Origin of the sequence: Streptomyces sp. NPDC001868, from assembly GCF_040297125.1 — a bacterium.
Lineage (GTDB): Bacteria > Actinomycetota > Actinomycetes > Streptomycetales > Streptomycetaceae > Streptomyces.
This window is the reverse complement of record NZ_JBEOYO010000002.1, coordinates 290,919-302,323: the sequence shown is the minus strand read 5'-3', so window position 1 is coordinate 302,323 and position 11,405 is coordinate 290,919. Positions and strand designations below refer to the sequence as shown.

The 11,405-nt window shown below is 71.3% G+C and carries 7 protein-coding genes; 2 read left to right on the top strand and 5 right to left on the bottom strand.

The genetic code is table 11. The features are described from left to right. Window positions 1-154: 154 nt before the first annotated feature. Window positions 155-1,381, top strand: coding sequence for a thiolase family protein (locus ABT147_RS03715; protein WP_351402411.1), 1,227 nt, complete (start codon window positions 155-157; stop codon window positions 1,379-1,381). After that, entirely contained in the window at window positions 1,378-3,504 is a 2,127-nt protein-coding gene (locus ABT147_RS03710) for a 3-hydroxyacyl-CoA dehydrogenase NAD-binding domain-containing protein (protein ID WP_351402408.1), read from the top strand. Before ABT147_RS03715 ends, ABT147_RS03710 begins: the two co-directional genes overlap by 4 nt. A gap of 48 nt (window positions 3,505-3,552) precedes the next feature. On the opposite strand, the gene ABT147_RS03705 is transcribed toward ABT147_RS03710, so the two are convergent. From ABT147_RS03705 to ABT147_RS03685, 5 genes are read right to left on the bottom strand one after another with little or no spacing between them, the layout of a single operon-like run. Continuing rightward, window positions 3,553-4,488 carry an endonuclease/exonuclease/phosphatase family protein gene (locus ABT147_RS03705; protein ID WP_351402406.1) on the bottom strand — a complete coding sequence of 312 codons (936 nt, stop codon included), beginning with the start codon at window positions 4,486-4,488 and terminating at the stop codon, window positions 3,553-3,555. After that, window positions 4,478-5,875, bottom strand: a complete 1,398-nt coding sequence (locus ABT147_RS03700) for a GDSL-type esterase/lipase family protein (protein ID WP_351402404.1) — start codon at window positions 5,873-5,875, stop codon at window positions 4,478-4,480. The genes ABT147_RS03705 and ABT147_RS03700 overlap by 11 nt, the downstream gene beginning before the upstream one ends. 54 nt (window positions 5,876-5,929) lie before the next feature. Further along, entirely contained in the window at window positions 5,930-8,026 is a 2,097-nt protein-coding gene (locus ABT147_RS03695; protein ID WP_351402402.1) for a glycosyltransferase family 4 protein, read from the bottom strand. Next, the gene (locus ABT147_RS03690; RefSeq protein WP_351402400.1) at window positions 8,023-9,786 is read right to left on the bottom strand and encodes a stealth family protein; all 1,764 of its coding nucleotides are present in this window, start codon (window positions 9,784-9,786) and stop codon (window positions 8,023-8,025) included. The genes ABT147_RS03695 and ABT147_RS03690 overlap by 4 nt, the downstream gene beginning before the upstream one ends. After that, window positions 9,783-11,396, bottom strand: coding sequence for a sugar phosphotransferase (locus ABT147_RS03685; RefSeq protein WP_351402398.1), 1,614 nt, complete (start codon window positions 11,394-11,396; stop codon window positions 9,783-9,785). Before ABT147_RS03685 ends, ABT147_RS03690 begins: the two co-directional genes overlap by 4 nt. Window positions 11,397-11,405 lie beyond the last annotated feature (9 nt).

The following is an 11,405-nucleotide window of genomic DNA, read 5'->3' as shown; positions in this document are numbered from 1 at the left end:
AACCGGCGGTAACATCTGAACCCGATGTGACCTTCGCCGCTCCCCCGCCCAGGGGTGTGCAGCGCTGTTACTCGTAAGTAGCATGGGGCTGAGCGCCCGCTCAGCGGTTGCGTATCGCAGCAGTGCCGTCCCGCACCTCTGGAGGAGAGCCATCGTGCCTCGTACCGTCAAGGAAGTCGTCTTCGTCGACGGCGTCCGCACCCCGTTCGGCAAGGCGGGCCCGAAGGGCATCTACCACGAGACCCGTGCCGACGACCTCGTCGTGAAGGCGATCCGGGAGCTGCTGCGCCGCAACCCGGGTCTGGAGCCCGCGAAGATCGACGAGGTCGCCATCGCCGCGACCACGCAGATCGGTGACCAGGGCCTCACCATCGGCCGTACGGCGGGCATCCTCGCCGGTCTGCCGCAGTCGGTGCCCGGTTACTCCATCGACCGCATGTGCGCCGGCGCGCTGACCGCCGTCACCTCGGTCGCCGGTTCCGTCGCGTTCGGCGCGTACGACGTGGCCATCGCCGGTGGTGTCGAGCACATGGGCCGCCACCCGATGGGTGAGGGCGTGGACCCGAACCCGCGGTTCGTCAGCGAGAAGCTGGTCGACGAGTCCGCCCTGTTCATGGGCATGACCGCCGAGAACCTGCACGACCGGTACCCGACGATCACCAAGCAGCGCGCCGACGAATACGCCGTGCGCTCGCAGGAGAAGGCCGCCAAGGCGTACGCCAACGGCAAGATCCAGGCCGACCTGGTACCGATCTCGGTCCGCCGGACGAACGCGGAGGCCGGTGAGACCGGCTGGGGGCTCGTCACCGCCGACGAGCCGATGCGGCCCGGTACGACCCTGGAGAACCTCTCCGGCCTCAAGACCCCGTTCCGCGTGCACGGCCGGGTCACCGCCGGCAACGCGGCCGGTCTGAACGACGGCGCCACCGCCTCCCTCATCGCCTCCGAGGACTTCGCCCGCGAGAACAACCTCCCGGTGAAGATGCGCCTCGTCTCGTACTCCTTCGCGGGTGTCGAGCCGGAGGTCATGGGCTACGGCCCGATCCCGGCGACGGAGAAGGCGCTCGCCCAGGCGGGTCTGTCCATCGACGACATCGGCCTGTTCGAGATCAACGAGGCCTTCGCCGTGCAGGTGCTCGCCTTCCTGGAGCACTACGGCATCGCCGACGACGACGCGCGCGTCAACCAGTACGGCGGCGCCATCGCCTTCGGTCACCCGCTGGCCTCGTCGGGTGTGCGTCTGATGACGCAGCTCGCCCGCCAGTTCGAGGAGCAGCCGGAGGTCCGCTACGGCCTCACCACCATGTGCGTCGGCTTCGGCATGGGCGCCACGGTCATCTGGGAGAACCCGCACCACAAGGACGCCGGAGGCGACAAGTGAGCACCACCGAACTCCTCAAGGGCGCGGCCGAGCTGTTCCCCGACGAGGTCGTGACGTCCGCGCACGTACGCCACCTCGACCTGCCGTTCGGCGCCGGGCGCTTCGCGCTCATCACGCTCGACAACGGCCTCGACCACACCAAGCCGACCACCTTCGGCCCGGCGTCGCTGGCGAACCTGAACACCGCCCTCGACCAGGTCGAGAAGGAGGCCTCGGCCGGCGAGATCGTGGGTGCCGGTGTCACCGGCAAGCCGTTCATCTTCGCCGTCGGCGCCGACCTCAAGGGCGTCGAGCTGCTGAAGAACCACGACGACGCGCTCGCCATCGGCAAGGGCGGCCACGAGGTCTTCAAGCGGCTGGCCGCGCTCGCCGTCCCGACCTTCGCGTACTACAACGGTGCGGCGATGGGCGGTGGCGTCGAGGTCGGTCTGCACTGCAAGTACCGGACCGTCTCCAAGGCCATCCCGGCGTTCTCCCTCCCCGAGGTCTTCCTCGGTCTGGTCCCGGGCTGGGGCGGCTGCGCGCTGCTGCCGAACCTGATCGGTGCCGAGAAGGCCGTCTCGGTGATCATCGAGAACAGCCTCAACCAGAACAAGCAGCTCAAGGGCCAGCAGGTCTTCGACCTCGGTATCGCGGACGCGATCTTCGAGGGCGCCGACTTCCTGGAGCAGTCGCTGATCTGGACGGCGAACGTCCTCAAGGGCGAGGTCACGGTCGAGCGCCCCGTCATCGACCGCGGTGAGGCCTGGGACCAGGCCGTCGCCAAGGGCCGGTTCATCGCGGACTCCAAGGTGCACGGGGCGGCCCCGGCCGCGTACCGCGCGCTGGACATCATCGAGGCCGCCAAGAGCGGTGACCTCCAGCAGGGCTTCGACGCCGAGGACGTCGCCCTCGCCGACCTGATCATGGGTGGCGAGCTGCGCTCCGGCATCTACGCCTTCAACCTGGTGCAGAAGCGCGGCAAGCGCCCCGCCGGTGCCCCGGACAAGAACCTGGCCCGTCCGGTCACCAAGGTCGGTGTCGTCGGCGCCGGTCTGATGGCCTCCCAGCTCGCGCTGCTCTTCCTGCGCCGCCTTGAGGTGCCGGTCGTGCTGACCGACATCGACCAGGAGCGCGTCGACAAGGGTGTGGGCTACGTCCACGCCGAGATCGAGAAGCTGCTCGGCAAGGGCCGGATCAACCAGGACAAGGCCAACCGCCTCAAGGCCCTGGTCAGCGGCGTCCTGGACAAGGCCGAGGGTTTCTCCGACGCGGACTTCATCATCGAGGCCGTGTTCGAGGAGATCGGTGTCAAGCAGCAGGTGTTCGCGGAGGTCGAGGCGGTCGCCCCGGCGCACGCGATCCTCGCCACCAACACCTCCTCCCTCTCGGTGACGGAGATGGCGTCGAAGCTGAAGAACCCCGAGCGGGTCGTCGGCTTCCACTTCTTCAACCCGGTCGCGATCCTGCCGCTCCTGGAGATCGTCCGCGGTGAGCAGACGGACGACGCCTCGCTCGCCACGGCCTTCGGTGTCGCCAAGAAGCTGAAGAAGACCGCGGTGCTGGTGAAGGACGCCCCGGCGTTCGTCGTGAACCGCATCCTCACCCGCTTCATGGGCGAGATCCAGAACGTCATCGACGAGGGCACCCCGGTGGCCGTGGCGGAGAAGGCGGTCGAGCCGCTGGGTCTGCCGATGTCGCCGCTGGTCCTGCTCGAACTGGTCGGCCCGGCCATCGGTCTGCACGTCTCCGAGACCCTCAACCGCGCCTTCCCGGACCGCTTCACGGTCTCCCCGAACCTCGCCGCCGTCGTCAAGGCCGGCAAGCGCGGCTTCTACGTCTACGACTCCGGCAAGCCGGAGCTGGACCCCGAGGTCGCCGCGCTGCTCAAGCAGGGCGATGTCGTCCTGTCCGAGGAGCAGGTCCGGGCCCGCGTCCTCGACGCCGTCGCCCAGGAGATCGGGCTCATGCTCGACGAGGGTGTCGTCGCCGAGGCGCAGGACATCGACCTCTGCCTGATCACCGGCGCGGGCTGGCCCTTCCACCTGGGCGGCATCACGCCGTACCTGGACCGTGAGGGCGTCAGCGAGCGCGTCAACGGCAAGAAGTTCCTGGCGGCCGGGGTGGCTTCGGTCCCCGCGTAACCACCGGACATGGTCGAGGGCCTCCGCTTTCGGGCGGGGGCCCTCTTCTCATGCGCCCCCGGACGCGAGGGTGAACCTCCCCGTCAGCAGGGCGTGGTCGGACTCGGCGTACGGCTCGGCGTCACCGTCCACGGCCGTGAAATGGCGTCGGTCGGCGAAGACATAGTCGATCTTCCGGCCGTCGGCGGTGGGTTCCTGGTCCACCGCGTCCGCCTCCGTGAAGCCGCCGGTGAGATAGGCGAGGGCGGGCGCGTCCGGCGGCAGGTTGAGGTCGCCGGCGAGGATCACGGGGATGTCCTGCGGGAGTCGGGCGAGCCGGTCCCGGATCTCCCGCAGCTGCCCGGGGGCCTTGGCGTTCGTATGGGCCGTGCACGCGGTGAGGGGGTGCCCGGCGAATGACGTGTGCGCGCACAGGAGTCCACGCCGGACCCCGACCGTACGGCCGCCGTTGGCATAGGTCTCACCGCCTGTGTCGGCGAACCGGTGGTAGTCCTGCCGTTCGTCGGGGACGCCCTCCCTGCTGAGGACGGCCGAGCCGAAGGCGCCGGTGCTGCCGCAGGCGGGCACGTTGTCCTGGGAGGAGGCGTACGTGCCGTCCATCTTCCAGCCCGCGAGGGCGAGTTGGCGCTTGAGTTCCGTGTACTGGGTCAGACAGAGCTCGTTGACGGTGACGATGTCCGCCCGCAATCGCGCCGCTCGCTCCACCAGCCGCGGGACCGAGGTGCCGGGGCCCGTGCCGCCGGAGTTCCACGGGCACACGGCCGCCGCTCCGCACAGGTTGTGGTGGACGACCCGCAGCTCCCGGGGCAATGGAAGAGCCGTGGCGCCTCGGTCGGACGCCGGGGGCCGCGTGGGAGCCGTGTCGCCCCGGTGAGCCGTGCCACCGCCCCTGTCGTCGTCGCGCGGTGCGGCGAGTGCCCCCAGGAGCACGGCGAGCCCGCAGGCCACCGCGCCCAGGAGCACTCCCCCGCGCCTACCAGTCACCCGTGAACGGCCGGTGCTCGCAGACGGCGTCGGCGCAGTCGTGCCGGGAGGCCCCGGACATCCGGACGGGACTGTTCTCGGGGATGCCGACGACCTTGAACGTCCGTGCGGCGGCCGGGGATTCGGTGGCGCCGAAGAGGGCGACGACCTCGACGGTGTGGGCGCCGGAGCGCCAGGGGTGGGCGTGGGTGAAGGACCACTCCCCGTTCTCGTTGACGCCGGTCGCGCCGATGAGGACGCCGCGCTCCAGCAGGACCACCTTGGTGACACCCTGCTCCACCTTGCCGGCGAAGCGCGGCCGGGGCCCGGCGAAGGCGCCCTCGGCGGGTGCCGTGATCAGCGGGGCCGGGACCTCGGTGCGCACGGTGAAGCGGTGCTCCAGGACCGGGGTGCAGCCGTCGCCGCGCAGTCCGACGCACTGGATGACGTGCTCGCCGCCGGACCAGTTGACCGAGCGGCGCCACATCCACTGGCCGGTGCTGCCGACGCCCGTACCGCCGAGGTACTGGCCGTTCTCGAAGAAGAGCAGGTAGTCCGTGCCGGGTGCGGCGACGCCGGTGAACTTCACCATCGGGCCGGAGAGTCCGCCCATGGCGGGTTTGTTGATGACCGGTGCCTCGCCGCCGCGTTGCGCGTAGTGCAGCGCGGACTCCGGGGACTGGATGGTGAACTCGCCGGAGACCGGGGGCATGGTCGGCGGTTCCATGAGCGCCTGGACGTTGACCTCGGACTTGTCGAGGACGCCGAGGTGGCACAGGCCCGCGACGACGATCCGGGCGACCTCGAAGGCGCCGGTGTGGTTGAGATGGGTGGAGTCGATGCTGCCGTCGGGGTGGCCGGGGTGGTCGCCGGCGTCGACCCAGCAGAAGTACTGGCGCAGCCGCATCGGGCCGATCTCGGCCCACAGTTCCATGGTGCGGCTCGTCAGGTCGACCAGCGGGGCGCCGAGTTCACCGGCGACCTCGGTCATGGCGCGGGGGTAAGCGCCGAGGGTGTCGAGGACGTCGCCGGTGGCGGAGAAGGCGTACCGCGCCATGGGGGTGACGAGGACGGGCACGCCGCCCTCCTGGTGCACATACGTGACGAACAGCCGGAGCAGTTCCTTGTACTCGGGGACGGGGACGTACCGCGTCCCGTTGTGGATCATGTGGTCCACGCAGCCGAAGCCGATGAGGACGATGTCACCGCGCTTCATGCGGTTGAGCATCGCCGGGAAGCGTTCGGTGAAGTACTTGCGGCTGGTCATGGCGGAGCGGGCGTAGTTGGCGACCTCGATCGGGCCGAGCAACAGCTCCTCGATCTTCTGGCCCCAGCCCGCCATGGGCGCCTCCTCGTCGGTGCGAGGGGCGGGGACGGAGTCCCCGAGCACGAATATCGTCCGGTTCATCTCTCTCGTCCGTCCTGACGGTCTCTAGCGGTACGGCCTCTAGCGGTACGGTCTCTAGCGGTCTACGACGTTCATGGCCATGGCTCCCGAGGCCGAGCAGTACGGCCGCACCCACACCGGGCGCGCCGGGTGGATCACGGCGTACGCCGAGGGCTCGTCGCCCACGAGAGGCACGGGCGGGTAGGCGTACGCGCCCTTGACGTCGGGGAAGTCCTCCAGGAGGTGGCAGACGCGGAGCTTGCTCCGGTCGGCGGGGTCGGGCTGGAGCCACCAGTCCCAGTCCTCCCAGCGTTCGAGGCGGTGGTCGACCACGCGTCGCACGGGTGCCTCGGCCCGGAACCGGCGGCTGCCCAGCAGGTGCACGGGCACCGTGAAGTGGGTGGAGTGCCGGCCTCGCCTGCTCACGACGAAGAGCGCGCCGGGCTTCAGCAGGCGCTTGCCGCACAGGACGCCCTCCACCGCGATGCCGGTGTCGGTCACCTCCACGCCGACGCATTCGGCGTGGTCCTGGCGGAGCACACTGCGCAGCATCAGCCGGCCGTTGGGCTGCGCGTACGGGAGGTTCCAGCCGACCGGGCCAGTCGGGGGCCTCGCCACCAGGCGGTCACGGGCGTCGATGAGGGCGCGGGTGTCGCGGAGCCCGGCCTTCATGTGGACGGCGCCCGTCTTCGGGGCACGCATGGTCACCTGCCAGCGTCCGTCGCCGAGATGGTCGAGGGCGGAGGGGGTGATCGCGGCGGTGTAGCGGGTGCCGCCGTTGTCCAGCGCCTTGCGTACGGTGCGCAGCGGCAGGTCGGGCAGCCGGTCGCCGTCGGAGGGCTTGTGGCGGAGGACGAACTGCCAGCGGTGGCGGCCCTCGGCGGGGCCGTCGGCGGCGAACCGCAGCCAGCCCGCGTCGTCCGCCGTGACGTCCACGGTGGCCGCGCCGAGGGAGACCGGAGGTACGGCGGTCAGGGCCTCGGCCTTCTTCCGGGGCCCCGCGGGCGCCCGGTACCCCTTCGCCCTGGCGGCGCGGCGCCGGGCCGCGTCCTCGAAGAGCTCGACATAGCGGGCGGCCACGGCGGCGGGGTCGTACCGGGTCGCGTTGCGCAGCGCGGCGGCGCCCATGACCCGGCGCAGGTGCTCGTCGGCCATCAGGCGCCGCAGGCCCCAGGCGATGGCGTCCACGTCACCGTTGGCCACGAGGAGGCCGTCCTCGCCGTCGGCCAGGATCTCGCGGGGGCCCACGGGACAGTCGGTGGAGACCACGGGCAGGCCGCAGCGCATGGCCTCGACCAGGGTCATGCCGAACGACTCCGCGCTCGACGTCACGGCCGCGATGGAGCCCTTGGCCCACTCGGACTCGATGGGTGAGAAGCCGCCCATGAGCAACGCCCGTCCCGCGAGGCCGAGTTCGGTGACCAGGGCGCGGAGTTTCCCGGCCTCGCCGCCGTCGCCGTAGATGCGCAGCTGCCAGTCGGGGAACTCCTCGGCGAGCATCCCGAAGGCGCGGATGAGGAGGTCGTACCGCTTGATGTGGTGCATCCGGCCGGCGCTGACGACGACCTTGTGGGTGCAGTCGGAGGGCGGGACGGCGGGCTGGGGCACGCTGTTGGGGATGCCGACCACGGTGAGGCCCGGGATGGGGGTGTGCTCCATGAAGGAGCGGGCGTCCGCCTCGGTGACCGTCGTGATGCCGTCGAGCCGGGGGTAGACGCGGGCCATCTCGGCGCGGACGGCGGGCGGGATGGCCAGGTGGGTCATGTGTTCCTGGGCCACGCGCAGGGCGCCGTCGCGGGTGTGGGCGGCGACGAAGAGGTTGAGGCTCGGACGGGTGCCTACGACGACGTCCGCGTCCGTCTTCCTCAGCTCGCGGATGATGCGCTGGTCGGTGAATTTGCTGTACTGCGCGAAGAACTCCTCCTGGCGCGGCACCACTTCGCTGGGCTCGTCGCTCCCGGCGGCGTCCCGGTCGCCCGATCCGGGCCGCAGGTCGACCAGGGCGCGGACGGTGATCCTCGGCGAGATCTCGAACTTCGTGGCGGTCGCGCGGCGGAACACCGAGACGATCTCGACCTCGTGGTGGACGGCGAGTGCCTCGGCGAGGTTGATGACCGTGCGGTTGGTGCCGCCGATGCCGTAGATGTTGTTGATCAGGAAGGAGATCTTCACCGGACCTCACGCTCCTTCCGCTCGAAGGGACTCGGCACCGGGTAGTAGGAGTCGAGGAAGCGGCCGAGCATCGCCGTCTGGCGGTCGATGTCATGGCCGTCGGACAGGGTGTCGTTGATGCAGAACGCCTGCCGGTCGCGGCGGGCCAGCAGGATGCCGAGGCGCCGCTGGATCTCGGGCCGGGCCAGGTCGAGATAGGCGAAGCTGATCTCGGAGGGCACGGCCCGGCCGGTGAAGTACGCGTAGTAGTGGTACAGCGACGACGGGATCGAGATGTCGTCCGCGCTGCGGAACCGGCTGTGCGAGGTCGCCCGGTGGGCGTCGGCGAACTCCCGCTCGATCTCGTGCAGGACGCTGCGGCGCAGGGCGTACGGGGCGTGCCGGACCTTCTGCACGATCGCCGAGCCGAAGTTGTCCAGCAGCAGCCGGCGGTTGTTCTTGCCGGCCGCGTCGACCGGGCGGTCGCCCTGGGTGCGCTCCCACCGGGGGACCTGGGAGGGCGAGAAGAACGTCCGGGTCATGCCGTTGGAGAGGAAGAAGTCCTGTGGGGTGACGGGGCGGCCCAGGAACATGTCGTCGTTGAAGTAGAGGAAGTGCTCGGCGAGGCCCGGGATGTGGTGCAGGCGGCTCTCGATGGCGTGGGAGTTGAAGGTGGGCAGGGCGCTCGGGTCGTCGAAGATCTCGGAGTGGTCGACGACCGTGATGCGGGGGTGGCGGTCGAGGAGCCACGCGGGGCGCTGCCGGTCGGTGACGACGTAGATGTGGCGGACCCAGGGGGCGTTCTGCTCCAGGGCGCGCAGCGAGTAACGCAGTTCGTCGCGGCTGAGGTAGCGGGCGGCGTTCGCGGACTCGGTGTGGTAGCCGCTCTGCCCGTACGCGCCGCGCCGCCGCTGCCAGGCGGGGTCGTTGCCGTCGACCCAGGTGTAGACGACGTCGACGGGGAAGCGGACGTCCTCGGGAAGGGCGTCGGCGCAGGGCGCGATGGTGCGGACCGCGCGGGTACGGCGGGTGTGCAGGGCGGCGAAACCGGTGAGCCGGCTCACCGGGACGGTGACCCGGGGCTCGGCGGGCGAGACGTCCTCGGTGACCCGGTTGGGGCGCGGGGCGACCAGGCGTCCTTCCTCGGGCCGCCAGAACTCGATGTCGCAGCCGTGCTCCGGACCGAGCACCAGGGAACCGGCCGGGTCGCTCCACAGCATGCCGACGCGCAGGATCCGGGCCTCCCCCGCGATCCGCCGGCCGGGCTTCGAACCGCACAGCGCGGTACGGCCGGTGGCGGCGTCGCCCCGGCAGGCCGTCACATACACGGGTCCGCTCGCGGAGCAGCGGTCCAGGACCTCGCGGACCCGGCCCCGATCGGCCTCGGCGACGGCGAGGCAGGAGCGGAAGTCGGAGTTGCCGCGGATCGCGAAGTAGTCGACACCCGCCTCCTCCAGCAGGGTCACCACCAGTTCGAGGTTGGCCTCGCGCAGCCCGAGCGGCGACACGGTGGGGCGTACGAGGGCGATCTGCGCCCCCGGTCCGGCCAGCGCGGCGAGCCGCTCCCCCTCGCGGAACAGTTGCGGCCAGCGGCGGCGGGCGCGGGCCGCGCGGAGCAGCCGGGAGCCCAGCGTGACCGACTGGAGGTGGCGCAGCAGGTGCTTCAGCGCCATGCGCAGCCGCAGCGGTACGCGGCGCGCGATACGGCGGCGCAGCCCGGTCGGGACGAGGGTGCGGTACGCCCCTACCAGGGCGGACGCCTCGGGATTGGCGATGCTCACGACTGGTTGTCCGGCTCCTCGGAGGCCCCGTGCTCGAAGATGCTGGGCACGGGGTAGTAGCGGCGCAGGAAGCGCAGGACGGCGTCGGTGCCGCCCCGGCCGAGAGACTCGGGCGCCCCCAGGCCGACGAGTTGGATCTGCTGGCTGTCCCTGCGGACGAGCAGCCGTTCCAGGTGGTTCTCTACGCCGGGGAGGGCGGCGTGGAGGGTGACGGTCGCCTCGCCGGAGGGGTCGGCGAGGCCCGCGACGGCGCCGACATGGTGGACCAGGCCGTCCATGGGGTGCGTGCCGGTCGCCGCCGGGGCCGACTGGACGTCGGGCAGGGGCAGGAGTCCGGCGCCCGACTCCGCGAGCCGGGACAGGGTCTCGCAGCCGTAGGGCTGGGGTCCCTCGGCGTAGCCGTGCGCGGTGACCCGGCCGGTCGCCGCGTAGGCGGAGCGGGTCCACGGCGCGAAGGACTCCTGCGCGGTCCAGGGGCCCCGGCGGGGGCGGGTCACGCCGTGCGGGGTGAAGTAGTCGAAGGCCCGGACGGGGCGGCCGAGCAGCGCGCCGGGGCGCAGCAGGAGGAAGTGGTCGGCGATGTCCGGCAGTTGGTGCAGCCGCCATTCGGCACCCGGCCGGGCGGGCACGATGCTCAGCCGCTCGTCGGCCCGCAGCCAGTCGGGGACGGGCGCCTGGGCCACCACATGGACGACGTCGGTCCAGGGCGCGTACTGGTGCAGCGAGCGCAGGGCGGCGCGCAGCAGTTCCTCGCCCCAGGGGGTGGCGTACTGGTGCAGCAGGACCGCGTCGACCGGGAAGGTGATCTCCTCCAGGCGGGCGATGTCGAAGTTCTCCAGCGTGACCGTCGGCTCCATCGCGCCGTCGATGTCGAGGTAGCCGGAGAGCCGGTCGAGGCCGATCTCGATGCCGAGGGCGTCGCTGGGCACGGCCCGCTGGACCCGGTTGGGGCGCGGGCCGACCACCCGCTCCCGCGGCAGATCGGTGTCGACCGTCCAGAACTCGATCTCGACGCCCTGGTCCTCGCCGACCCACAGGTTCTCCGTGGGGTCGGTGCGCAGCCAGGTGAGGCGGATCACCCGGGCCTTCCCGAAGTGCTTCCACGCCTTCACATGGCTGCCCGGGGTGTCCTGGGACTCGCTGTTCGCGGGCGAGACGGACACCACGTAACCGGTGTGCTCCTCCAGCAACGCGCGTAGCGCCCGGCGTACCGCGCCCTTGTCCCGCTGCTCCACGGCCAGAGAGATCCGCCGGTCGTCGAGGGCGGGCACCGCGAACCAGGGGATGTCGGCGGCGTCGAGGGCGTGGGTGACCAGGTTGTGGTCCAGGCGGCGGGCGAGGTCGACGGTCAGCCCGCTGTGCACATGCCCGACACGGCCGTCGTACGCCTGGGTGCGGCGCTCGGAGTGCCCGAACTCCGCCTTGCGGACCCGCCGCAGGGCACGCCGGTGCAGCCGGGCCTCGCGGCGGCCGAGGGCACGGGCGAGCGAGCGCTTGACCTTGCGCCGGACGCGCCCGGGGACGGTGGTCGCGGCGACGGTACGGACGGGCTGCGGGACGAGGCGCTTGTAGACATGGGCGGCGGAGCTCAACGACGTCTGGTCGGACACGTCATGAAC